General features: G+C 44.1%; 19 protein-coding genes and 1 pseudogene. 17 read left to right on the top strand and 3 right to left on the bottom strand.

All coding sequences use genetic code 11. The features are described 5' to 3' along the window. Positions 1-22: 22 nt before the first annotated feature. From dapA to JMY00_RS07730, 5 genes are all read left to right on the top strand, one after another. Positions 23-886, top strand: coding sequence for a 4-hydroxy-tetrahydrodipicolinate synthase (dapA, locus tag JMY00_RS07750; RefSeq protein WP_201579732.1), 864 nt, complete (start codon positions 23-25; stop codon positions 884-886). A gap of 52 nt (positions 887-938) precedes the next feature. Then, positions 939-2,426: an aldehyde dehydrogenase gene (locus JMY00_RS07745; RefSeq protein ID WP_201579731.1), complete on the top strand. Its 1,488-nt coding sequence runs from the start codon at positions 939-941 to the stop codon at positions 2,424-2,426. 67 nt (positions 2,427-2,493) lie between these two features. Then, complete coding sequence (locus tag JMY00_RS07740; protein WP_201579730.1) at positions 2,494-3,951, top strand: alanine/glycine:cation symporter family protein; 1,458 nt, start codon at positions 2,494-2,496, stop codon at positions 3,949-3,951. Positions 3,952-4,111: 160 nt separating this feature from the next. After that, positions 4,112-6,892, top strand: a complete 2,781-nt coding sequence (gene ppc, locus JMY00_RS07735; RefSeq protein WP_201579729.1) for a phosphoenolpyruvate carboxylase — start codon at positions 4,112-4,114, stop codon at positions 6,890-6,892. A 257-nt stretch (positions 6,893-7,149) separates the two neighbouring features. Next, positions 7,150-8,316, top strand: a complete 1,167-nt coding sequence (locus JMY00_RS07730; protein WP_201579728.1) for a TauD/TfdA family dioxygenase — start codon at positions 7,150-7,152, stop codon at positions 8,314-8,316. Positions 8,317-8,470: 154 nt separating this feature from the next. Here the strand turns inward: JMY00_RS07730 and JMY00_RS07725 are convergent, their stop codons facing one another. Both JMY00_RS07725 and JMY00_RS07720 read right to left on the bottom strand, forming a co-directional pair. After that, a complete protein-coding gene (locus JMY00_RS07725) occupies positions 8,471-8,923 on the bottom strand; it encodes a hypothetical protein (protein WP_201579727.1) in 453 nt (150 codons plus the stop codon). Between the two features lie 162 nt (positions 8,924-9,085). Then, a complete protein-coding gene (locus JMY00_RS07720) occupies positions 9,086-10,105 on the bottom strand; it encodes a hypothetical protein (RefSeq protein WP_201579726.1) in 1,020 nt (339 codons plus the stop codon). Between the two features lie 233 nt (positions 10,106-10,338). Here JMY00_RS07720 and JMY00_RS07715 point away from each other — a divergent pair, with 233 nt between their 5' ends. The 12 genes and pseudogenes from JMY00_RS07715 to JMY00_RS07660 all read left to right on the top strand — a co-directional run bounded on the left by JMY00_RS07715 (position 10,339) and on the right by JMY00_RS07660 (position 25,622). Then, the gene (locus JMY00_RS07715) at positions 10,339-11,364 is read left to right on the top strand and encodes a LysR family transcriptional regulator (RefSeq protein WP_201579725.1); all 1,026 of its coding nucleotides are present in this window, start codon (positions 10,339-10,341) and stop codon (positions 11,362-11,364) included. Positions 11,365-11,747: 383 nt separating this feature from the next. Then, positions 11,748-12,935 (top strand): divalent metal cation transporter, encoded by a 1,188-nt coding sequence (locus tag JMY00_RS07710; RefSeq protein WP_227677034.1) that lies wholly within the window; start codon positions 11,748-11,750, stop codon positions 12,933-12,935. Positions 12,936-13,308: 373 nt separating this feature from the next. Beyond that, positions 13,309-14,202 (top strand): methylisocitrate lyase, encoded by an 894-nt coding sequence (gene prpB, locus JMY00_RS07705; protein WP_201579724.1) that lies wholly within the window; start codon positions 13,309-13,311, stop codon positions 14,200-14,202. 100 nt (positions 14,203-14,302) lie between these two features. Further along, the gene (locus tag JMY00_RS07700; RefSeq protein WP_201579723.1) at positions 14,303-14,959 is read left to right on the top strand and encodes a DUF2059 domain-containing protein; all 657 of its coding nucleotides are present in this window, start codon (positions 14,303-14,305) and stop codon (positions 14,957-14,959) included. A 92-nt stretch (positions 14,960-15,051) separates the two neighbouring features. Next, positions 15,052-16,179: a 2-methylcitrate synthase gene (prpC, locus tag JMY00_RS07695; RefSeq protein ID WP_102090708.1), complete on the top strand. Its 1,128-nt coding sequence runs from the start codon at positions 15,052-15,054 to the stop codon at positions 16,177-16,179. A gap of 304 nt (positions 16,180-16,483) precedes the next feature. Next, entirely contained in the window at positions 16,484-19,117 is a 2,634-nt protein-coding gene (acnD, locus tag JMY00_RS07690; protein ID WP_201579747.1) for a Fe/S-dependent 2-methylisocitrate dehydratase AcnD, read from the top strand. A 259-nt stretch (positions 19,118-19,376) separates the two neighbouring features. Continuing rightward, positions 19,377-19,625, top strand: a pseudogene (locus JMY00_RS07685) (type II toxin-antitoxin system prevent-host-death family antitoxin); the annotation flags it as partial. A 119-nt stretch (positions 19,626-19,744) separates the two neighbouring features. Next, positions 19,745-20,005 (top strand): Txe/YoeB family addiction module toxin, encoded by a 261-nt coding sequence (locus JMY00_RS07680; protein WP_037025847.1) that lies wholly within the window; start codon positions 19,745-19,747, stop codon positions 20,003-20,005. An 80-nt stretch (positions 20,006-20,085) separates the two neighbouring features. After that, positions 20,086-21,351 (top strand): 2-methylaconitate cis-trans isomerase PrpF, encoded by a 1,266-nt coding sequence (gene prpF / locus JMY00_RS07675; protein WP_201579721.1) that lies wholly within the window; start codon positions 20,086-20,088, stop codon positions 21,349-21,351. A gap of 38 nt (positions 21,352-21,389) precedes the next feature. Further along, on the top strand, positions 21,390-23,243 hold the full coding sequence (locus tag JMY00_RS07670; RefSeq protein WP_240990691.1) for an ABC transporter ATP-binding protein: 1,854 nt from the start codon (positions 21,390-21,392) through the stop codon (positions 23,241-23,243). A 71-nt stretch (positions 23,244-23,314) separates the two neighbouring features. Further along, the gene (locus JMY00_RS07665; RefSeq protein ID WP_201579720.1) at positions 23,315-23,941 is read left to right on the top strand and encodes a GNAT family N-acetyltransferase; all 627 of its coding nucleotides are present in this window, start codon (positions 23,315-23,317) and stop codon (positions 23,939-23,941) included. A gap of 154 nt (positions 23,942-24,095) precedes the next feature. Then, on the top strand, positions 24,096-25,622 hold the full coding sequence (locus JMY00_RS07660) for a bifunctional 2-methylcitrate dehydratase/aconitate hydratase (protein WP_201579719.1): 1,527 nt from the start codon (positions 24,096-24,098) through the stop codon (positions 25,620-25,622). 38 nt (positions 25,623-25,660) lie between these two features. Here JMY00_RS07660 and JMY00_RS07655 read toward each other — a convergent pair whose 3' ends face one another. Continuing rightward, positions 25,661-26,452 (bottom strand): SDR family oxidoreductase, encoded by a 792-nt coding sequence (locus JMY00_RS07655; protein WP_240990690.1) that lies wholly within the window; start codon positions 26,450-26,452, stop codon positions 25,661-25,663. Positions 26,453-26,467 lie beyond the last annotated feature (15 nt).

Genomic DNA, 26,467 nt, shown 5'->3' with positions numbered 1-26,467 from the left:
ACTTCCAAATAAGGATATTTATATGAACATTCATGGCGTTTTAGTCCCTATCGTTACTCCTTTCGATGTTAATGGAGATATTGATACTCAAAAGTTAACCAAACTGGTCAATGTATTCATAGAGAAAGGCGTTACCGGAATCGTAGCTTGCGGTACAACGGGGGAATACTACACGTTCTCGCCTGCAGAGCGTGAGCTGGTTTTGACCACTATCGCTGACGCTGCCAAAGGCAAAGTCACTCTGATTGCAGGTATCAACAGTTTATCGACTAATCATTCTATCGAACTTGCTCATCAAGCCAAAAATTTGGGCTACGACGGTTTAATGTTATCAGCCAATCCGTATAGCCTACCAGACCAAGACGGTATTATTGCGCACTTTGAAACCGTCGCTGATGCCACTGACCTGCCTATCATTATGTACAATTTTCCAGCACGCGTCGGTGTGAGCATTGAGTTTGAAACCGTCGCGCATTTATCCAAACATCCTCATATTGTAGGCGTCAAGGAGAGCAGTGGCGATTTTAGCCATGCATTACGTATGCTACAGGCTGATTTTGAAAACTTTGAAGTGGTCTGTGGTTGTGACGATCAACCAGTAGATTTCTTCTTTTGGGGTGCTAAGAGCTGGATCGCTGGTGCGGCTAACGTATTTCCAGCAGAACAAGTCGCATTGTTTGAAGCCACACAAAAAGGCGATTGGAACCGTGCTAAAGAGCTGATGACAGCCATGTATCCTGCTATCCACTCTATGGAGTCTGGAAACTATAACCAAAAAGCCAAAGCAGGCTGCATTAACGGGAGCATCAATGTTGGGTCAGTACGACTACCTTTGACTGATATGTCAAAAGAAGAGACTCAGTCATTTTTAGCACTTCTGTCTTGATACATCGCACCATTCTTATCGTTCCTACCATTGTATAGAAAAGGACAGTCTAATGAGTATGACCACAGCACAAGTCTTCGAACTCGCCAGCAACCAACAGCTTTGGGCAGGCCATTTAATAGATACCACAGCACCAGTACCTGAGACAACACTCCCTAACTACAGCCCTATTGATAATACCTGCATAGGTAGCATTGCTAATGGAAGTCGGCAAGATGTTAATACGGCGGTCGCGGCAGCCCGAGACGCTTTTGAACATGGCGAGTGGCGACGGATGTCTCCTGCAGAGCGCAAAGCTATCATGCAGCGCTGGTGTCAATTGATGCATGAGCATATGGATGAGTTAGCTGCCCTAGATTGCGTCGATGCAGGCAAGCCTATTACAGAATGTCTCAACACTGACCTGCCCGCTACGATTGAAACCTTTGAATGGTACGCCGAAACGGCTGATAAAGTTTTTGGCAAGGTTGCTCCTACTGGCGCAGATGCACTAGGCCTTGTGGTACAAGAGCCTATCGGTGTAGTGGGTGCAGTACTACCATGGAACTTCCCAGCACAAATGTATGCATGGAAAGTTGCACCCGCATTAATAACTGGCAATTCAGTCATTGTTAAACCTGCTGAATTGACTTCGCTCTCAGCATATCGATTAACACAATTGGCGTACGAGGCTGGCGTGCCAAAAGCGGCGTTGCAGTTAGTCTGTGGGCTTGGTGAAGAAGTAGGTGTGGCACTCGGTCAGCATATGGATGTTGATATGGTTTCTTTTACAGGATCAACCGAAGTCGGTCGACTGTTTTTACAGTACTCTGCACAAAGCAACCTCAAGGAAGTCGTCTTAGAGTGTGGTGGCAAAAGCCCTCAAATCGTCTTTGCAGATGCCATTATCAATGAACAAACCATAGAGCATATTTTATCCGCTGCCTTTTGGAATATGAGCGAAAACTGTAGCTGTGGTTCACGTCTACTTGTCCACTCTAGCCAAAAAGAAGCCTTGTTCACGCTATTAAAAGAAGGTCTTCAGTCTTGGAAGGTTGGTCATCCTTACGATCCCGAGGTCGCTATTGGCCCAATGATCGAAAAAGCACATTTTGAGAAAGTAATATCACATCTCAATACTGCAAAAACGGAGGGTGCTCGTTTGATCGCAGGTGGACGTATCCACGATGAACTCGGTAGTGGCTGGTATATTGAGCCTACCATCTTTGACAATGTCAGCCCAGACATGACGCTGTTTAAAGAAGAGGTTTTTGGCCCACTTTTAGCTGTCACTAGTTTTGAAACCGAAGAGGAAGCTATTCAGCTCGCCAATCAGAGTAATTACGGTCTTGCCGCTTCCTTCTATACACAAAACATCCATCGCGCATTCCGCGTGGCATCCGCTATTAAAGCTGGTACCGTCTCGATTAATGGTTTCTCTGAAGGCAACATTACGACACCTTTTGGTGGTTATAAACAATCTGGCTTCGGTGGTCGTGACAATGGCTTAGAGGCGTTGTCCCAGTATACCCAAACCAAAACTATCTGGTTGGTGAACTAAAAACTGACATTGTCCGCTATCCACGCCCAAGTCAGCATAACCAAAAACATTACAAGGAAGTAAAGTTATGGAAAATATCATCAATACTATCGTCGGGTATATTTGGAGTGACGCCCTAGTCTATCTTGCGTTAGGTGTCGGCATATATTTTACGATTATGACTCGTGCTGTACAAATCCGTTATTTCAAAGAAATGATTAGGCTGTTGTTCGACAAACAAAGCTCATCAGCTGGGATTAGCTCCTTCCAAGCTTTCTGTATGGCGCTATCAGGACGTATTGGTGTGGGTAATATTGCTGGGGTTGCAACAGCCATTGCAGCAGGTGGCCCTGGGGCAGTATTTTGGATGATTGTCATGGGTGTGTTAGGTGGTGCTAGCGCTTTTATTGAGTCTACCTTAGCGCAGGTATACAAACATAAGGTCGGTGATCAATATCGTGGCGGCTCCCCGTTCTATATTGAAAGAGGATTGAAGCTAAAACCTTTTGCTATCATCGTCGCTATCGTGACCTGTCTATCTTACGGCGTGTTAGTGCCTGGCGTTCAGGCCAATACCATTGCGGACTCTTTTAATACAGCATTTAATATACCGCCCGTTGTAACAGGGATTATCCTAGTCGTACTCTTAGGTATCATTATATTTGGCGGTGTAAAGCGTATTGCTAATTTTGCAGGAAAAGTCGTACCTGTCATGGCAATCGGTTATATCCTCATGATGGTAATTGTATTGGCATTTAACGCTCAAAATATCCCTGCAATGTTTGCACTTATCTTTAAAAGCGCTTTTGGTATGGATGCAGTGTTTGGTGGTATGGTTGGGACCGCAATCTCTTGGGGCGTACGCCGTGCTGTTTTCTCAAACGTTGCGGGTGCTGGTGAGGCGACCTTTAGCTCAGCGGCAGCCGAAGTATCACATCCTGCCAAACAAGGCTTAGTGCAAAGCTTCTCTATCTACATCGATACGGTGCTTGTCTGTACGGCAACAGCACTAATGATTCTATCAACTGGCATGTATAACGTAGTGACCCCTGAAGGTATAACCCTAGTTAATAATATGCCTGGTGTTGAAGCTGGTACGGCATTTACCCAAGCGGCTGTCTCTACTGTCTTTAGCCAGTATGGAAGTGGTTTTGTTGCGATTGCTATCTTTTTATTCGCCTTCACCTGCTTGGTTGCTTATTACTATATTGCCGAAACTACGTTGGTCTATTTGGACAATAAACTGCGCTACCCCATTCTCAAGCATGTACTCAAACTGGTCTTTTTAATCGTTTGTTTCACTGGTAGTGTCCAGTCAATCGGTATGATGTGGGCGTTAGGTGATATAGGGTTTGGCAGTATGTGCTACTTAAATTTCATTGCCATTTTACTTCTAAGTAAAGTTGCTCTAAAAGTTCTAAAAGACTACGACGAGCAGATGAAATTAGGTATAAACCCTGTCTTTGACCCTAGAAAGGCTGGAGTGGATAATGCGGACTTTTGGATAGAATATAGCAATGAGCATGGTCATAAAAAATCGCTTTAATAATAGTGCATTAGAGGTCTGCTAATATCTACTAGTAAAAAAGTTGTTATCAACATCAAGCAGGCCTCACCTATTTATGTTAAATTGCAAAAAACCATAAGGATATTACGTATAAGATAACCATAGTATTGTATCCATTCATTTGATAGGAAGGTTGAAGATGACACTAGATAACAACGTACTACGTAGACGCACCAGCTTATTGGGTTCATTATTAGGTGATGCTATTTCTCGCCAATCTGGTGAGCAGACGCTAGATACGATTGAGACGCTGCGCAAAGGCTTTATTCAACAGCGTCGTGAGCCGAATGAGGCACATAAACAGCAGCTTATCGATTTTATTGCTTCTTTGGACAATCAAACCTTAAAAAACGTCATACGCGGCTTTTCTATCTATTTTTTCCTAGCCAATCTAAGCGAAGAGAACTATTTGCGTGAGCAGCGTCATGAGCTGCGTATGCAATCTGAGCAAAGCTGGGAAGGATCATTTCGTCGTACCTTACTTGAGTGTCGTGAACGCAATATCGAGCCTGCTCAAATGCAAGAGCTGATTGATCAGCTAAAGTTTACACCTGTATTTACGGCGCATCCTACCGAAGCGCGTCGCCGTACAACGATGAATATCTTACAAAGTCTATTCACGCATAGCGACGCTTTAAACAACGTGTCTGAAAACAGCTTTGCTTATGAGCAAGCCAAAGAGCAAACGGCGCAAACGATTGACTTGTTATGGTCGTCTGACGAAGTACGCACTCGTAAGCCATTGGTATATGATGAGATTAACAATGGCTTGCATTACTTTAATGCCAGTTTGTTCAATGCCATTCCTAAAGTGTATCGTAATATCAAAAAAGCCATTGTCGATATCTATCCAGAGCTCACAGACTATCCACTGCCTGCGTTTATGAGCTTTGGTTCTTGGATTGGTGGCGATAGAGATGGCAATCCTTTTGTGACTTTTGAGACCACAGAGCGTGCCGTGTTGATGCATGCTGATACCGTGCTGCGTCACTACCAAGTATTGATCAAAAAACTGCGCCGACAGCTTATTCATAGCGACACTATCGTGACGGTATCTTCTGACGTATATAACAAAATAAAAAGCTACGATGAGCTCGATCAGCGGGTATTTGACTATAACCTCGATGACTATCGCAATGAGCCATATCGTCGACTACTCTCTATTATTCTGACTAAAGTCAAAGCCACCAATCGCCGCATTCAAAGCAAAGGCACGGATATCGAGGCCGAAAAAGATGCGTATACCAACCCAGAAGAATTACTAGAAGACCTACGCATTATCCGTCATAGCGTGAATACTCATGACACAGCACATGCAGATGGGTTATTACTCGATGTGATTCGTCTGGTCAAAACCTGTGGTTTCCATCTAGCTGCGCTCGATATCCGTCAGGAATCGTCTTATCATGGCGAAGTCATTGCTGATATTTTTGCCAGTGCCTCTAACCTGCCAGATTATCAAACGCTCAATGAAGTAGAGCGTCGAGAGTGGCTAACACGCTTGCTAGAAAAACCGGGCACACCACTCATCTATACTGACAACCTAGCAGACAAAACACGCGAGCAGTTGGCACTGATGAATTCAGTTGCCACCCTACGCAAACTGGTTGGCCAAGACACCTTTGGCAGTTACGTCATTTCAATGACTAATAATGCCAGTCAGCTACTAGAAGTATTGCTGCTCATGCGGTTTGCAGGCTTATGCAGAATTGATGACGAAGGTCAGTTGTCTGCTGACCTACCTGTCGCACCGTTGTTTGAGACCATCGAAGATCTCAAAAATATCGATAAAATCTTGCCTGCCGTGCTAGACAATCCGCTGTATCGTGGACTGCTACAGAACACGGACAACACGCAAGAGATTATGCTAGGTTATTCAGACTCATCAAAAGACGGCGGTATTATCACCTCTGCATGGCAGCTTTATAGTGCACAGCAAACCATTAATAACATTGCTGAGCAATATGGTATAAAAACACGCTTGTTCCATGGTCGAGGCGGCTCTGTGAGCCGTGGTGGTGGATCAACACACAAAGCCATTGCTGCACAGCCGGCAGGCACGCTGCATGGGCAGATTAAAGTAACCGAACAAGGCGAAGTGCTCTATGCCAAGTATGCCAATACAGATACCGCTGTGTTTGAGCTGACCATGGCTATTACAGGTACACTCAAAGCCTGCTCTACAAGGTTTGTGGTACAACCGACTGAGTTGCCAGAGTATGAAGCGCTGTTTGCACGCTTAGCAGATGCAGGTGAACAACGTTATCGAGAGCTGACCGATCATACCGAAGGGTTTTATAAATTCTACTCCGAGGTCACCCCAGTACAAGAAATATCTCTGTTAAACATTGGCTCACGTCCTGCCCATCGCAAAAAAGGCCTGCCAAGTAAGACCACCTTGCGAGCGATTCCTTGGGTATTTGGCTGGTCACTGGCACGCTTTACCTTACCTGCTTGGTATGGCGTCGGTAGTGCGCTAGATAGTGTCAAAAAAGACGAAGCATTGATGAAAGAGATGAATCAGCATTGGCCTTTCTTTAGCGTATTTACCAGTAATATCGAGATGGCCTTTACCAAAGCCAATATGAATATCGCTGAGGCTTATAGCCAACTGTGTGATGATGAGCCGTTACGCGAAAAAATCATGACATCGGTCACCGATGAATACGCGCTGACCAATTCAGGATTAAACTCTCTGCTTGAGCAAGACTCTTTATTGTCCAATCAGCAAAACCTTGCCTCATCCCTGCAATGGCGAGACGCTTATCTAGATCCTATTAACTATATCCAGATTGAGCTGTTAAAGCGTGCCAGACAACAGGACACCCCAAACGATTCGGCACATGGCGACCTTAATGTAGAAGATCCATTAATCCGTAGTATCAATGCGCTAGCTGCAGGGTTACGAAATACTGGTTAAGGTAGCTTTTCGATAATTAGCTTTCGGATAAATAAAAAGCTTATACCAATTGTCGCAAATATTAAGGCTTCGTTCGCGAAGCCTTAATATTATTCAAAACCCTTCAAAAAATATCTCGCCAGATATCAATCGCAGTTTAGTACTGCGTTTATTGATATTGCCTATTAAGTGATTCGTAATTCATTGTTTGAATAACCGATCCGAACAAGATATCGTAAAATATATTTTTACTTCATGTATATGTAGGGTCTGCTCCAATGGAAACGCCTCAAGCAACACCATCTCTAGACATTGCCGTAGCAACTGACAATCAAATAGAATCCGTTGCGCTCATTGACCGCGCTATTCAAATACGCTGGAATGATGGTATTGACAGTACGTATCACTATATCTGGCTGCGTGATAACTGCCCATCGGCTTTTCATCCGCACACTGGCGAGCGTAGCTTTGATTTGCTGAGTGTCTCAAAAGATATTCATCCACTCTCTGTCTCTTTTTATGATACAACGCTGACAATTGAATGGTCAGAACAGGCGCATATCAGCCACTTTGAACAAAGCTGGTTACGTGAGTCTGGGTATTCTAGTGCGTTGGCCAAGGATCATAGCAGTCCTTATGAAAGCTGGGATGGCACGTTTATTGACCACATTCCGATGTATGACCAACAGAGCATCATGAACAGTGAAAGCGCTTTATATGAGTGGATGAGTGCGCTAGATAAATATGGGCTTACTATTATTGATAATATGCCAGATGACTCTGATGCTGGCGTACAGACCGCTATGCGAGTCGATTATTTACGGCAGACCAATTTTGGCATGACCTTTGATGTGATATCAGAGAAGTCGCCGATTAATTTAGCTTATACCTCGCTCTCATTACCTTTGCATACCGACTTGCCAAATCAGGAGTTACCTCCAGGCTATCAATTTTTGCATTTTTTGAGTAATGAAAGCATAGGCGGCGAATCTACTTTCGTAGACGGATTAAAGGTGTTAGAAGGGTTACGAGAAGAACAGCCTGAGTATTTTCGCTTGCTGGCCGAATATGCCATCCCCTTTCGTTTTCATGACACTGCCCATGATATCCGTGAGCACCACCCTGTCATCAATCTAGACAACTTTGGCAATATTGTAGAAATCAAATACAACGCCCATCTTGCAGATGTTTTCGATTTGCCAAGTGACGTTATGTACGACTACTACCTTGCTTATCGAGAGCTAATGGCCCGACTAAAAGACAGTCGCTATAAGATTGAATTAAAATTAGCAGCGGGTCAAATGGTCGTTTTTGATAACCGCCGAGTCCTGCATGGGCGTAACGCATTTGATGAAAACGTCGGTGAACGTCGTCTCAAAGGCTGTTATGTTGACCGCTCAGAATTTAAAAGCCGTTTACGAACGCTTAAAAAGCAACTGGCTTAACACGACCTGCAAGCTAGCTAAAGCATGGAGCATTAAGCCCACAAAAAAAGCCCCATTACTCTTCTCTAAACATGAGAGAAGAATAATGGGGCTTAATGTTAGTCACTTACTGATTTATAGCTGTTAATATAATTTTATAGCGCTAATAGCAGCTCTAATAACTGGATTCACGATATAAGGTTTTATGTGCTTCTATCTTAAAATCTGCAGCGCTGACAGCAGGCGTAAGACCATATGTACTGTACTTAGCTTGTATGATCTTTTCTTCCTCACGAAACAGCACATTTTGCGCTTCTTGCTTGAAGTCATGATAGCTAATGGCGGTGTCATCTTCATGACCGTCAATAACTATAGGTCTGCTAGGTTGATTTTGGCTATTCGAATGCTGTTGTACAGTCTGATTAGCATTAGCTTCTTTAGTAATATTGCTGACTGTTAAACCGTTATTAGTCGTCGACGCTTGAGATAGCGTGGAAGAGATACGGTTAGACATATAGAAGGCAGATATTAGAACAATACAGATGACACTGATAATAGCAAAAACAAGACTACGTGGTCTGATGCTTTTTGGCTCGATATCATTATTCACGTTTTCTGATTCATTCATAGTTGCGTACCGTATAATTCATATCATCAATGGCACATAACCGCGCCTTTTACATAATGATACGAATTTTATATTGTGTTGCAACAATTTCTAGTACGAACGCCTCGAATAAATTGATAGACGGTTATCTAACTGTCTGAAATGGTATAAAACGTAAACCATTTAATCATTGGTTTCGCGGTATAAGGTGGTCTGTGACTCTTGTCTAAAGTCCTCATAAGTTATCGCAGCTTCCTCAGTAGCTATAACAGTGGCATCATTTTCTGGTGTAGGATCTTCAGAAGTTGACTCTGATTCATTAGCAGCTGGTGTGTCTGGTTTACTATTATCTGAAGTGTTTTGCTGAGTAGTGGCTGGTTGCGTACTTTTAGAGTCAACGCTAGCCGTAGTTGTTTGACTGTCTGTAGACAGTGCTGGCTCAGCACTAACAGCTGGTGTACTGTCTGTCTCTATATTACCGTCAGTGCTGTTGTCTATACTATCAACCACCGAAGTAGATAAGACTCCTGAAAAAACGAGTATTAATATAATAGCAATCAATACTACTGAACCAATTACCATAGCCATCATGATTGGTTTCTTGCTTTTGATCACTTTATTGTTTATGACTGGCTTTTCGATAACTGATTCAGACACATTCTCAATTTTCAAAGGGATGTTTAAAGAATCATCATCTGATATTTCATTTATGTTAGATTCACTATGGTCAACCGTAGAGTGCGACTCTGTTTGATTGCTACTATCTATATTGTTGCGATCTATATATTCTGAGGCTTCTGTATCTGAACTGACATCATTGACATCAATACTAATACTGTCGCTATCGTTAGCGATATTCAGCACATTATTTTCAGATATATTTTCAAATACTACATTTGTATCTGAAGCTTCAGAGGTAGTGTTTGCTGCTGTAACATTTTCTGTTTCTAGCAATAACTCTTGCTCACTGCTTTGATCTTCAAACAGTTGCAACTCTTCTGTGCTCAAGGGTTCGAAAGCGGCAAGGTTCTTTGCACTTTCTAGTGTTTCAAATTCAGCCTGATCGTTCTCTTCGGAGCCATGGACTCGATTGATAAAGCGTTCGTAGATGTCATTGTTATTACGCTTACGCGATTTTTGGTCAATAATTCTAGCCAATTTTTCATCAAAATCGGTGCCAGCGTCTTTTTTTTCGTCGCTCATAGAATAATACCAAACCAGTTTTTCTACTGGTGTTAAATGATTGCTAGAATGAATTTTCTTACTATATTGTAACAGTGTTATTAGCCAACAATATAGTTGCTCGACCTATTATCTTCAAGCACAATTTATGGGATAGCGCTAATATTGATAAGAACTATTCTAAATAATATGATAAACCAATCTTAAGAACTGTTCTATGTAGAGATAGCATAGACTATGACAGGCTCAATAGTATGGATTTAAAACAGCTTAATGCGTTTATCGCGGTTGCAGATTTGCGCAGCTTTAGCGCTGCCGCCACCAAGACAGGACTGTCACAGCCGAGCCTGAGTCGCTTGCTAAAACAGTTAGAGACTGACATGGGCGTGGTGCTTATTGATCGCTACCACAGACCACTACATCTGACAGAAGCGGGCAGTTTTTTCTACGATAAAATAAGCACCATACTGACCGAGATTGATACGGTGACCAGTATGACTCAGCGTCTATCAGCACCCAGCAGCGTTTTAAATATAGGTTTTGTGCCCTCAGTGCTATATGGCCTGTTGCCTGAAATCATTGCCACGCTTAAACAGTTCAGCCCTGATATCGATGTTAATTTAAAAGACATTAGCTCATATCAACAAATGGATGCCCTCAAGTCTGGTGAGATTGATGTTGGTTTTGGCCGATTTGCACACCAAGATCCATGGATTCAGCAGATTCTGCTACGTCATGAACGCTACGTGGTGGCATTACCAAAATCACACCCGCTTGCCAATGTACGTAAGCAACGCTTGATAGACCTAGCGAACAATCGCTTAATTTTATATCATCAAACACATTTGCCAGTCTCGTCCACGGTGACGACAGAAATAGCGACCCAAGCAAACGACAAGCTTTCTACAAGCAGAGTCAACCGTGCTGTTACTCACGAAGCAGCATCTAGCGAGCCTATTACTGAGCCTTTATTACATCTTTTTGCCCAGTATGGCATCTCACCTTTTATGACCACGACAGTCAGTGATTTGCAGGTAGCATTGGGACTGGTCGCGGCAGGAGAAGGTATTACATTGGTGCCTGCCAGCTTGCAAACCGTACGTACGGAACAGATCAGCTACCAACGTTTGGTTCATGAAAATGTCACCTCCCCTATTTATTTACACACCCTCAAAGACTTTGTACATCCCAAAATACCTGACTTGCTCACAGCCATTTATCACGTCTACGAACAGCGCGGCATTACTTATCGGCAGCAAAATTTTGTGTCACAGGCCTAAATGGGCAGATATCCGATGAATATTGTGTTATAAAGAACCGCCAAAAATAATTCATTTTAAATATTGATATTATTTTACAAGTATGCTAACCAATAAGAATAGCAATGCAAACAAATAGTAATAATAACTAGAATAATCATTCTCCTAGACAGTGTTGGTGTGATAAAGTCGATACGATGTAAATCGTTTTATATTTAGACGGTTTATAGGACGTTCTTTCATGATCATTGGCAAGCTGACACAGGTAAGTGATAATTTGCTGTTTTAACCATTTCGAGGTATTCATGTCCACACAACAACTCAACAACCCAAGTGCCCCTGACGATAGCGTTGCCTCGCAACAAGAGGGCTTTAGCTGGCGCATCTTTGGCCCAGGTATTTTGATGGCGACTGCTGCCATTGGTGGTTCGCATTTGATTTCGTCAACACAGGCCGGTGCTATCTATGGCTGGCAACTGGCCATTATGATTGTATTGGCCAACGTGTTTAAGTATCCGTTTTTTCGCTTCGCAACTGACTACGTCTACGATACTGGCGAGAGTTTGATTGCAGGCTATGCCAAACGCTCAAAGGTATATCTTTGGGTATATTTTATTCTTTCTATCTTGTCAGCGGTTATTAGTACGGGTGCGGTTTCACTTATTGCTGCCGTAATCTTGGGCTTTATGTTGCCAGCCTCACTTGGTCTGTCGACAATGGCGTTATCTCTCATTATCGTCGCAGTCTCTTGGTTCTTTTTGATTGCAGGGCATTATAAGTTGCTCGATGGTGTGACTAAGTGGATTATGATTGCGCTTACCACGGCTACTGTTGCTGCAGTTATCATTGCTGCTGGCAAGCCAACCGTTATGGCAGTAGATTTTGTGGCGGCCTCTCCTTGGAACCTGGCCACGTTGGGCTTCATCGTAGCACTCATGGGCTGGATGCCTGCACCGCTAGAGTTTGCTGCAATTACCTCTATGTGGACCTCTGCCAAAGTCAAAGCGGATCACACCACGCATAGCCAAGGCTTGTTAGATTTTAACGTTGGCTATGCAGTATCAGCGATATTGGCGTTGTTCTTCTTATCGTTAGGTGTGTTTGTCCAGTACGGATCAGGACAAGAGATTGAGTTGGTCGGCGGTGCTTATATCAACCAGTTAATCAATATGTATACCGCAACCATTGGTGAATGGTCGAGATTGCTGGTCGCTTTCGTCGCCTTTATGTGTATGTTTGGCACGACCATTACCTGTGCTGATGGTTATGGACGTGCTAATGCTGAATGCTGGCGCTTGCTAAAAGGTGAAAGCGAAATCAATAAAAAGCAGATCGCTTTTTGGACGACCTATGCCATCGGTGGTGGTCTAGTGATTATCACTTTCTTCACAGGACAACTAGGCGCTATGCTTAAGTTTGCCATGATATCGGCGTTCGTCTCTGCGCCTATTTTTGGTTGGTTAAACTACTCATTGGTTAAAAAGCATAAGAAACTGTCAGCAGGTATGAATGCTTTGTCTATCGCAGGCTTAATATTCTTGGCAGGCTTCGCGTTATTGTTCTTAGCCAATATGGCAGGTCTATTTGCTTAAGCTTTTTGCTTAATTTAAAACTCAGCACTTAACAATCTTATTTAAGCGGAACATAAGCCCTAATAGCCTAGCTGTTGGGGCTTTTTGATGAGTGTAATTATATCAATAAGGCAAGGCAGCCTTAGTAATTGTAACTAAATGTAAAAAATAGAAGATTCTAAAAGCTGTGATTTTAAGCAATATGAATACTTATCATAAGAAATTACCAATAAATGCATAATGCTATTTGAATTATGAATAATATTAAAAAAACTACATTTATTTATTATTAAAATTAAATATTAATTGAGAACTCAAACTTTTCAGGCATGAATAATTGAGTATAATCAGCTACAACAATTAGAATATTTTCCCTCCATGTAAGGACAGTCACATGATTTCATCTTCAGCAGGCGCGCGCTTTCGCAGTGCCCTCACTCAAAAAAACGATAATAACCAACCATTACAGATTGCAGGCGCTATCAATGCCTATACAGCGATGATGGCGACCCAAGTTGGTCACCAAGCGTTGTATCTCTCTGGTGCTGGCGTGGCCAATGCGTCATTTGGTTTACCTGATCTAGGCATGACCAGCCTTGATAACGTACTAGAAGATGCACGCCGTATCACCGATGCCGTTGATACACCATTATTGGTTGATATCGATACGGGCTTTGGTGGCGCGTTTAACATCGCTCAAACCATAAGAAAGATGGAAAAAGCAGGCGTCGCGGCGGTACATATCGAAGACCAAGTGGCACAAAAACGTTGTGGCCATCGCCCTAACAAGGAAATTGTTAGTATCTCAGAGATGGTTGATCGTCTAAAAGCGGCATTGGATGCCAAGACTGACCCTGACTTTGTAGTGATGGCTCGTACAGACGCCTTATCGGTAGAAGGTTTGGACGCTGCTGTGGAACGTGCCGTCGCATTTCAAGAAGCGGGTGCAGATATGATCTTTGCAGAAGCGCTGACCGATATCGAGATGTATCGTAAGTTCACTGATGTACTCGATATTCCAGTACTGGCAAACATGACAGAGTTTGGTCAGACAGATCTATATACCACTGACCAGTTGTATAGTGTGGGTGTCGAGATGGTGCTATATCCACTATCCGCTTTCCGCGCTATGAACAAAGCAGCATTGAACGTTTATCAGCACTTATTAGATGATGGCACGCAAGACAAAGTCGTCGATACTATGCAGACCCGTATGGAGCTCTATGATTTCTTGAACTATCATGAGTTTGAGCAGACACTAGACAAGCTATTTGCTGATAATAAGTAGTTAACGACTAATAATTACCAATTAGCAACGCCGAAACGATAAACCACCTCTGTGTGCTTTATCGTTTCAAAATCCGTCTTTATTTACCTTTAGGTTATTTATGCCATTTTCTACTGCTCATACGGTTGTCAAATCCTCACTACTTAGTAGCACGCTTGCGGCGCTGTTATTCATGACAGGCTGTGATAAAACACCAGAAAACGTCGACGATACTACCAGTGATACGAGCGAGACTGTGGTTAGCGAAAGCGAAGCTGCACCTTCAGAGACTGATGCTCAAAATGACTTGATCATGACGACGATTACATTAGATACCGTCAACAGCCTATTGTTTGCACCAATCATCAATAGCGGCGCGCTCAGTGAAGAGCAAGTCAGCTGCCTTGAGTCACGCGACAAAGATTTGGGTAAAACGGAAGTCGATCGTTTTTATAAGAGTCAGTTTACCGATGCAGAGTTAAAAGAGTTGGATGGCTTTTATACGTCGGATGTGGGTAAAAAATTACTTGCTTTTGGCAATGAGCAACTACGCGTCATGAATGGCGAAGAAGTAGCAACGCCAATGGCTGACCCTACTCCAGAAGAAATGACTGAGATTCAGACATTTATGGAGTCACCACTGGGTGCCAAGTATATGAAGATCAACAATGCTGAAGGCGAAGGCAGCGCGATGGAAGTCTTAAATGGCCCTATTGAAGCTGAATTTGATCGTTGTAAGGTCGATTTAGACGGTCCACAGCCTGAGCAGCCTGCATAACGCTAAACTAGCGCTATAGTCATTAACCAATAAATTTATTATCAGAAACATCATTTTTACTCAAAAAAGCTACCAACAAAAGGAATGTAAACATGGCAGCACAAAAAGAACTTTCAGGCGCAGGTCTACGTGGACAAGTCGCTGGTAAAACCTCTCTATCTACCGTTGGCAAATCAGGCTCTGGTCTGACCTATCGCGGTTATGATGTATCAGAGCTGGCAGATAAATGTATTTTTGAAGAAGTGGCTTATTTGCTGTTATACGGCAACTTACCTACTCAAAGCGAGCTTGATGCCTATCAAGCCAAACTAAAAAGCTTACGCGGCCTACCACAAGCGTTAAAAGACGTGCTTGAACGTATCCCAGCTGATGCGCATCCAATGGACGTGCTACGTACTGGCTGCTCCATGCTTGGCAACCTTGAGACCGAAACTGATTTTGCTCAGCAAAACGATCAAACTGACCGTATGCTGGCGGCCTTCCCATCGATTATCAATTATTGGTATCGCTTTACCCACGACAATGTACGTATCGAGACCGATACAGATGATGCCACGATTGGCGGACATTTCTTACATTTGCTCAAAGGCGAAAAACCAAACGAGCTACACGAAAAAGTAATGAACGTCTCGCTTATCCTTTATGCAGAGCATGAGTTTAACGCGTCGACCTTTACCGCTCGTGTGTGTGCATCTACCTTATCTGACATTCATTCTTGTATCACTGGTGCAATCGGTTCACTACGCGGTCCATTGCATGGCGGAGCAAATGAAGCGGCGATGGATATGATTGAAGGCTTTAGCTCACCTGATGAAGCTGAAGAAGAGATGATGGGTATGCTGGCTCGTAAAGACAAAATCATGGGCTTTGGTCATGCGATCTATAGCGAGTCAGATCCACGTAACGTGGTGATTAAAGGCTGGGCTGAGAAGCTAGCCGCTGACGTTGGTGACGAAGTGTTATATCCAGTATCAGTACGCTGTGAAGAAGTGATGTGGCGCGAGAAGAAACTGTTCTGTAATGCTGACTTTTTCCATGCTTCTGCTTATCACTTTATGGGTATCCCAACCAAACTGTTCACCCCTATCTTTGTCTGCTCACGCTTGACTGGTTGGGCAGCCCACGTGTTTGAACAACGTGCCAATAACCGTATCATTCGCCCAAGTGCAGAATATACCGGTGAAGAGTTGCGTCCAGTGCCAGATATGAGTGCTCGTTAAACGGCTGTTATTTAGCAATTATTAAGATGATTTGTGCTAAGTAATCTTATCAGCTAGCGGCAGTACTAGCTGATATAGGTATGATGATTGAGCCTTGCTATGAGTTTTTCAGGTTTAATCGTCATACGCTTATTACCCTTTATATAAACCATACCTTTTTAATATCGCTTCTTTAGCAAAGCCTACAAAAGCAAACGATGATTTTGCTAAAGGAATGAATTTTTACCTAATATCCACGCTTAACTACTTATTATAATTAGCCAACAGCCAAAGGTGACTTATGGACAACGCCCTAGTACAACCAATGAACGAACAATTCAAGAAGCCACTTCCCGGTACTGACCTTTATTACTTTGACACCCGCGAGGCCGTCGAGAGTATCGAAGCTGGCGCGTACGACAAGCTACCATTTTGCTCAAAAGTATTGTGTGAAAACCTAGTACGCCGTTGCCCACCAGAAGAGCTAACCGATGCGCTAAAACAGCATATCGAAGGCAAACAAGATCTAGATTTTCCTTGGTACCCTGCCCGCGTCGTTTGTCATGATATCTTGGGTCAGACCGCGTTTGTTGATTTGGCAGGTTTGCGTGATGCTATCGCTGAGCAAGGCGGTGATCCTTCTAAGGTAAACCCTATCGTGCCAACTCAGCTTATCGTTGACCATTCATTGGCCGTTGAGCATGCAGGCTTCGAAGACGACGCGTTTGAGAAGAACCGTGCGATTGAAGAGCGCCGCAACGATGACCGCTTTCACTTTATCAACTGGTGTCAGTATGCCTTTGACAATGTGAATGTCGTACCACCTGGTAACGGCATTATGCATCAGATTAACCTAGAAAAAATGTCACCTGTCGTACAGGTCGTGCACAATAAATCCGGTGAAGAAGTCGCGTTTGCCGATACGCTAGTTGGTACTGATAGCCATACGCCGATGGTCGATGCACTAGGTGTGATCTCAATCGGTGTGGGCGGTCTAGAAGCCGAAAGCGTGATGCTAGGCAACCCGTCGTATATGCGCCTACCTGATTACGTTGGTGTTAAATTAACGGGAAAATTGCAAAAAGGCATCACTGGTACGGATCTCGTACTGGCGATGACTGAGTTCTTACGCGACGCAGGTGTGGTCTCTACCTATATCGAATTCTTCGGTGACGGTGCACGTCAGCTAAGTGTCGGTGACCGCGCTTCTATCTCAAATATGACACCTGAATATGGTGCCACTGCCGCGATGTTCTATATTGATGAGCAAACCACTGACTATCTACGCCTGACTGGTCGCTCTGAGGAACAGATTAAACTGGTTGAGCAGTATGCCAAGCAAACAGGACTATGGGCTGACGGTATGGAAAAAGCCGAATACGCACGCGTCCTTGAGTTTGATTTGTCATCAGTGGTACGTAATATGGCAGGCCCATCGCGCCCACATGCCCGTGTATCGACTACGGACTTGGTTGCCAAAGGTATTGCTCATGGCGCTGACGAAAAATTGCCTGAACCAAAAAACGGTCTCATGCCAGATGGCGCAGTGATTATCGCTGCTATTACCAGCTGTACCAATACTTCAAACCCACGCAACATGGTGGCCGCAGGCCTTGTCGCCCGTAACGCCAATGCTAAAGGCCTATTACGTAAACCTTGGGTGAAGTCATCCTTAGCACCTGGCTCAAAAACTGTCAAAATGTACTTAGAAGAAGCAGGCCTGATGCCAGAATTGCAAGAAATCGGTTTTGACGTAGTCGGCTTTGCCTGTACGACGTGTAATGGTATGAGCGGTGCGCTAGACCCTGATATCGAAAAAGAAATCATCGACAATGATTTGTTCACTACGGCAGTACTGTCTGGTAACCGTAACTTTGACGGTCGTATCCATCCGTATGCTAAGCAAGCATTTTTGGCATCACCGCCGCTTGTTATTGCGTACGCCATCGCCGGTAATATTCGCTTTGATATTGAAAAAGACTCATTGGGCAAAGACCAAGACGGCAATGACGTCTATCTAAAAGACATCTGGTTTGATGATGAAGAAGTGGATGCCATTGTTGCTGCTGCTGTTAAGCCTGAACAATTCAATGCCGTATATATCCCAATGTTTGATGAAGCCAAAAAAGACACAGGTAAAGCGTTAAGCCCATTATATGACTGGCGTGAAATGACGACCTATATTCGCCGTCCGCCGTACTGGGAAGGCAAAATGGCCAAGAAAAATAAACTGACAGGCCTACGTCCGCTTGCAGTCCTTGGTGATAACATCACAACCGATCATATGTCACCATCAAACGCCATTCTTGGTTCATCAGCAGCTGGCGAGTACTTAGATACTATGGGCTTGCCTGCTGAAGATTACAACTCATACGCGACCCATCGCGGCGACCATTTAACCGCGCAACGTGCCACCTTTGCCAACCCTAAGCTATTGAACGAAATGGTACGCGATGAAGATGGCGAAGTTGTCCAAGGCTCACTGGCGCGCGTCGAACCAGAAGGTCAAGTCATGCGCATGTGGGAAGCGATTGAGACCTACATGAACCGTGAGCAGCCGCTTATCATCATCGCAGGTGATGGCTATGGTCAAGGCTCAAGCCGTGACTGGGCTGCCAAAGGTGTGCGTCTCGCTGGCGTAGAAGCCGTCGTCGCTGAGGACTTTGAACGTATTCATCGTCAAAACTTAGTCGGTATGGGCGCGCTGCCTCTACAGTTCGAAGAAGGCGCTACTCGCCATACATTAAATATCGATGGTACGGAGACCTTTGATGTAACGGGCGAAGTCTCTGCTGGCGGGTTAATGACGTTGGTAATCCATCGTGCTGATGGTAGTACCACTGAGACGCCAATCATCTGCCGTTTAGATACTGCTGACGAAGTAAAAATGTACAACGCAGGCGGTATGCTACAACGCTTTGCTAAAGAGTTTATCGAAGGTACGCTCGATATTGTCTAAGGTTATCCTGTAGTTTTTAGTGTGATAAGCAGCAAAGTATAAAAATCGCCGATGTTGTATAACTTGTTTATATGACATCGGCTTTTATTTGCTAATGTTAAAGCCTTAGTTCAAAAAATGGTTTGCAAGCTACACACTGAGCTTTCTTACTTATATCTTAATGTTGAAAAATAGCTAAATGTTGAGTTTACTTAACCAATGGCGTAATATGTACTATATATTGTACAAGTTATGAAAAATGTCATGAAAGGAGTAAGCCATGAGAGTCGTTAGTTTTTCAGAAGCCAGAAAGCATTTAAAGTCCGTCCTAGACACGGTAAACGATGATGCCAATGCCACTATCGTGACCCGCCGTGACGCTGATGATGCCGTTGTGATGTCGCTAGACTATTACAATAGCCTGATGGAGACTGTCTATCTACTAAAATCTCCTGCCAATGCAGCGCACTTAGCGGACTCTATTGCCCAATATAAAGCTGGCAAGACTGTTACGCGTGAGCTAATAGATACGGTAGAAGATAGTGATAAAGGTGATGGTAGCAGCGATAATAATGAGCATACGTATAGCGATATTGAAAGTGCTTGAACTCAAAGACTGTAATCCATCCAAAGGAAAAGGGTCTAACAATGAGTGAACAACTAGCATGGACAGATGCTGCGTGGAAAGACTACCTATACTGGCAAACGCAAGACAAAAAAACACTCAAACGTATTAACAAACTCATCACCGAATGTAAGCGTAATCCGTTTGAAGGCATTGGCAAACCTGAACCCCTAAAAGAAAATCTATCTGGATTTTGGTCAAGACGCATCGATGACGCCAATCGGTTGGTATATGCCGTCGATGATAACTATCTGACGATTATCTCTTGTCGCTATCATTATTAACGAGCGCTCTTAGTCGTTCATACTTACTTGCTAATGACACCGCACCCAATCTTATAACAATATAAAAAGGACTTAATACAGTGGCTCAAACCAATACTCAATCAAAAGCCTCTTTCGCCCCGCAACTATCCGTTCCTGCTACCTATATGCGCGGTGGTACTTCAAAAGGCACTTTTTTTAAATTATCTGATTTACCTGAGCGCTGCCAAGTCGCTGGCGAATCACGTGATAACTTCCTATTACGTGTCATCGGCAGCCCAGATCCTTACGGCAAGCAGATTGATGGTTTGGGCAATGGTAGCTCTAGCACGTCAAAAACGGTTATTTTATCGGCCTCTTCTAGCTCAGATCACGATGTGAATTATCTATTCGGACAAGTTAATATTGCCAAGCCAATGATTGACTGGGCGGGTAACTGTGGTAACTTAACCGCAGCCGTTGGTGCCTGTGCCATTAATATGGGTTTGGTCGATGCCGACAAGAGTGCTAACAGCATCGATGACAATGCAGATAGCGGTATTTGTGAAGTACGCATTTGGCAAGAAAATATCGGTAAAACGATTATTGCGCATGTTCCAGTCTATAAAGATGCAAATCATAAAGTACAGGTTCAAGAGACGGGCGACTTTGAATTAGACGGTGTCACCTTCCCAGCGGCTGAAGTCAAAATTGAGTTTATCGATCCTGTAGATGCCACCAGCGACATGTTCCCTACTGGCAACTTGGTCGATGACTTCGATGTAACGGACTGCGGCCTAAATGTCGATAGCGTCAAAGCCACCTTTATTAGCGCAGGTATACCAACCATCTTTATGAAAGCGGAAGACTTGGGCTTTACGGGTACTGAGTTGCAAGGCGACATTAACAGTGATGACGCGCTACTTGCCAAGCTTGAAAAAATCCGCGCTACAGGCGGTGTGGCGATGGGACTATTCAAAGACGTAAGTGAAGCACAAACCAGCCAACACATTCCCAAACTCGCATGGGTTGGTAACGCACAGAGCTATACCGCCTCTAGTGGTAAATCGGTCGATGGAAGCGAGATTGACTTAGTCGTACGTGCCATGAGCATGGGGCAATTGCATCATGCCATGATGGGCACAGCAGCCGTCGCCATTGCTGCCGCGGCAACCACACAAGGTACACTGGTCAACCAAGCAGCTGGTTGCGGTCAATCTGAGCAGCAACTTAGCGAGGTACGTTTTGGTCATCCATCAGGGACATTGCTCGTCGGTGGAAAAACAGAACAAGTCGATGGAAGCTGGCAAGCCAAAAAAGTGTCGATGAGCCGCTCAGCAAGGCGTATTATGGTTGGTGAAGTTTTTGTGCCAGCGGATGCGTTTTAAGCGTAGTTATGGCTTATTTTAATTTACGATAGAGTTTTATGCCAACATCTCCCCAGCCACGCCGTGTGCAATTAGACAAAAAGCCTCCAGTCGAAAAGAAAGAACGGCGGGCGCTGCTGTGGGATATTCTAAAAAAACTGGCGGTATTTGCTAAACCTTATCGCCTGCTTATCATTGCTACCTTAGTGCTGACGGCCTTAGGCTCCTTTACCGCACAGGTCAATGCATTTGTACTACGTTATACCGTCGATACGTTAACCGAAATTGCTACGCTTACTGATCCATGGCAGGCTGGTTTACGTATGCTAGGGATTATCAGCGCGGTCCTCCTGACCAAAGAGATCCTGTCGATATTCATCTCTTTTGGTCAGCGTTTTTTTGGTGAAAAGATTCGTATCAACTTATCTCGCGACCTGTCTCAAAAAATCATTGAGCGCATCCTTACTTACCGCATGGCGTTTTATACCAGTAGTGAAAATGACAGTGGTAAATTGCAAACCCGTATCGATTACGGGGTTAGCAGTTTAACCAGCCTCGTGCAAAACTTCTTTATCGACATGCTACCGCTATTTGCCAATGCAATTGTGGCACTTATCATCATGTTTTCGACCAATTTTTGGGTTGGCATGGTCGGTCTTATTATCATACCCATTTACTTTTTTATCAGTCAAAAGCAAGCACGCCGTCTGCAAGGGTTTCGTCGGCAGATACGTGGGTTTCGAGAAGCAAAAAGCGGCTTGGTGATCTCTTTGATTAATTCGATCAGTGTGGTGAAATCCTTTGTCCGTGAGTCCATTGAGGCTGATAAGCACTTAGCCATTCAAAAAGAAATGACTGACAACCAGCTGCGCATTCGTAGTATTGGCTTTATTTATGATGCCATCAAAACCTTTATCGAGCAGATTGGTGTGGTGGTTATCATCCTTCTCACCGCTTATTTTGTGCTAAAAGGCGAGATGACCATTGGCATGATTTTGTTTCATGTCATGCTGTTTCAAAACGTCGCCGCCCCTATCCGTCAATTACACCGCATCTACGACCAGATTAATAATGCATTGACCTATGCCGAAGGTTTTTTCGATATTTTAGAAGACGACAAACAAGTCGAAAACATCGATGGTATCAGTAGCGAAAACCTAAAGGGTCATATCGAGCTTAAAAACGTTGATTTTACCTATCCTAATGGTACGCAAGCGCTAAAAAACGTCAGCTTTACTATCAAGCCTAATCGTATCACCGCGTTGGTTGGCCTTTCTGGCGCTGGCAAGAGCACGATCATCAATCTATTGGTCAAGTTTTACGCGCCAGACGCTGGTACGATATGCCTAGATGGGCATGATTTGGCTGACTGTGATACCCACGAATTGCGTCAGCGCATCGGCCTAGTACTACAGAGTAATCATATTTTTTCGGGTACGATTAGTGAAAATATCCGCTATGGCGATATGAATGCCAGCATTGAGGACATCATCGTGGCTGCAAAAAAAGCCTCTATCCACGAGCAGATTATAGGATTAGCTGATGGCTATGAGAGCACTGCCAAGTCCTTATCAGGCGGTCAACAGCAGCGTATTGCGCTGGCAAGGATGTTTTTAAAAGACCCGCCTATTGTGTTTTTGGACGAGCCGACAGCCAGCCTCGATGCCATTGCCAGCCAACAGGTCAAAAAAAGCCTTGATCTGATCAAAAAAGACCGTACCGTCATTATGGTCTCGCACAATATCGCTCAAATTATCGATGCCGATGATCTCGTGGTGATAGAAAATGGCGAAGTGGTTGAGACAGGTACACATGAAGTACTTTATGCCCAACGCGGCAAATACTTTGAAATCTTTAGCGCTATGTCTGATAGCCTAAACTTAGACAAAATCAGCCAGACCCTAAACGGTTAGGAATGGTTAATGCTTGCCTAAATCGTTATAATGCCAATCTTTTACTGCCTATTGCCAGAAGCTAGCCCACTATGACTTGTGAATTTTCTTTAAAAACCTTTGACGAGCTGACCTCAGTTGATCTTTATCATATTTTAAAGGCGCGCTCGCAAGTGTTTGTCGTCGAACAAAACTGTGCCTATCAAGATATGGATGAAGTGGATTTTGATTGCTTGCACCTAATCGCTCATCAAAATGCAGCATTGGTTGGCTATTGTCGTATCATTCCACCTGAGTTTAATAAGCTAAAATCCAATCTATCAGTAGCTGATCCTGCGATTAAGACCAACCACACCGCGATGCCAGCCATCGGTAGAGTGCTTGTACTATCAGAGCATAGAGGTGATGGTCTGGCACGGCAGATAATGAATCAGGCTATTGCACAGTGCCGCAAAAAGTATGGTAAAAAGCGCCCGATTATTATCTCGGCACAGGTTTACTTGCTTAGCTTTTACGAGTCGTTAGGTTTTGTACCTGAAGGCGAGCACTACCTCGAGGACAATATCGAGCATGTAAAAATGGTGCTATACGTTGCAAAGAAAAATAAAATCAAAAAAGAGAGCACAGACACCGCGTCAACCACGACCAAAGTTTTAAGTTTCCTGCTGTTTATCATGGCCGCTTTGTTTGTTTTAGGTCTGTTGTACTTAATGATTTAGATCGCTGCTAACGTCTTAATTTTTAACATAATTCAAATTGGTTGTTCCATATTGAGTATGCTACTTTTAAATAATGATTCCTTTAAAAGGATGGCTGAGCCAATCAGCTCAGTCTCAGTCAAGGAAGTAGCACACTCAGGATGAGGTAACAACCATGTCAAATACCAATTCAAATAAAAATGACGCGACGGTAGAGAGTAACGTCCGTCCAGAATATGACAATGAAATTCAAAAAATCGCCGATTACGTTCTCAACTATTCAATAGACAGGCAATCCCCAAACCCTACTGATGCATGGAATACCGCGCGCCACTGTCTGATGGACACGCTTGGCTGCGGTCTATTGGCGCTGCGCTTCCCTGAGTGCACCAAGCACTTGGGGCCTGATTGCCCCGATCAAATAACGCCGCATGGCGCTCGTGTCCCTGGCACCTCCTATAGACTAGACCCCATCAAGGCCGCTTTTGATATTGGCTGTATGGTGCGCTGGCTTGACTATAACGATACGTGGCTTGCCGCCGAATGGGGCCATCCTTCTGATAATCTGGGTGGTATCTTGGCGGTCGCCGACTATATTAGTCAAAAAAATATCAGCCAAGGACAAGCACCACTGACCATGAGAGCAGTGCTTGAAGCCATGATCATGGCGCATGAAATTCAAGGTGTACTGGCACTAGAAAACTCATTCAACCGTGTGGGGCTCGATCATGTGTTCTTGGTCAAGTTAGCATCAACAGCCGTCGTTGCAAAACTTTATCAGCTACCCCGTGAGCGCATCATGGCAGCAATCTCACAAGCCATCGTCGATGGTCAGGCACTACGCACCTATCGTCATGCACCCAATGCTGGTAGCCGAAAATCATGGGCGGCAGGTGATGCAACCAGTCGTGCGGTACGTCTGGTAGATATAACAGCTCGCGGTGAAATGGGCATCCCTAGCGCACTGACCGCACCGCAGTGGGGATTTTATGATGTGCTATTCAGCCATACCAATAAGGATCTAGCCACAAAGCCTGAAAGCGATCGTCGCTTTAAATTCCAGCGAGATTTTGGTAGTTATGTGATGGAAAACATCTTATTTAAAATAAGTTTTCCTGCTGAATTTCATGCGCAAACTGCCTGTGAAGCCGCGGTCATTTTGCACCCACATGTGAAAGGTAGAATCGACGATATCGACAAAATCGTTCTAATCACACATGACTCAGCGATTCGCATCATCTCAAAAGAAGGCACGCTTGACAATCCAGCAGATAGAGATCATTGCTTGCAGTATATGGTGGCTGTGCCGTTGTTGACAGGCGATCTGATGGCAGAGAACTACGAAGATGACTATCACGAACAGCATTTGTCAATCGATGAGCTACGCAGCAAGATGGTTGTAGAAGAAAACGCGCAGTATTCAAAAGACTATCATGACCCAAGCAAGCGCTCTATTGCCAATGCCATTCAAGTATTTTTTACAGATGGCAGCAGTACAGAAAAAGTGGCTGTTGAATATCCTATCGGGCATAAACGCCGCCGCGCTGAGGGCATCCCTGTACTGGAAGCCAAGTTCCGCGCCAGTCTGGCCACTCGTTTTATTGAAAGTCGCTGTCAGCAGATAATTGAGCTGTGTGATGATCAACAAAAACTAGAACAGACACCTGTTAATGAGTTTATGTCGCTGTTTGAAGCGTATTAGATTGATGGCTTACTAATACGCTAGCGTCAGTTTAACGACTACCAAGGTATTGACTCTCCAGCCCAATCGACAAAACTGCCTGTCTGGGTAGCAGTCATACCTGAGAGTACTTCCAATAAGCAATCCGCGCTATACGCTGGCGAGAACAGATGCTCTTCAGCGACATTGCCTTGAAACGGTGCGGACAGCTGAGTGTTGACAGTGCCTGGTTGCATAACTACCACGCATACATCTTTAAGTGATCTGCTCCATTCGATACTTAGGTTTTTCATGCCCATATTGAGCGCCGCCTTGCTCATTCTATAGCTATACCAGCCGCCTAGCTGATTGTCAGTGATGCTACCGACGCGGGCTGATACGGTCGCAAAAATAGCAGGATGATTGGCGCTGCGAGTAGCCTTGGCTAGCAACGGTTTGATGTGTTTGGCTATCAGCAAACTGGCTAGCGCATTGATTTGCATATTTTGCAAAAAGAACTCCGTTTCCATCTGTCGCAAGGCCTTTTCTGGCTGCGCTGTCTCTGTATGTAGTAATCCCACACAGTTGATTACCCAATCCACATGACCGACTGTCTGTTTGATGGTATCGGCAGCTTTTTTGATGCTGTCCTCATTACTGACGTTCATCGGCAGCCAATGCAGGTTTTCTGCTTCAATGTTTGGCTCATTTCGATGATAAGTCGCAAATACTTGTGTGCGATGGCTTTGATGAGATTGACTGTCCGTCTGACTCACAGTCGTTTTTTGTATTAGCTGCTGTATCATGGCTTGACCAATGCCGCCTGTTCCGCCGATGATAAGATAGGTTTTATTATTCATTTCGTTATTCATATGGCACCTTCCTTT

The sequence above is a fragment of the Psychrobacter sp. Pi2-52 genome (assembly GCF_904846705.1).
Taxonomy (GTDB): Bacteria; Pseudomonadota; Gammaproteobacteria; order Pseudomonadales; family Moraxellaceae; genus Psychrobacter.
This window is presented reverse-complemented; position numbering and strand designations above follow the sequence as displayed.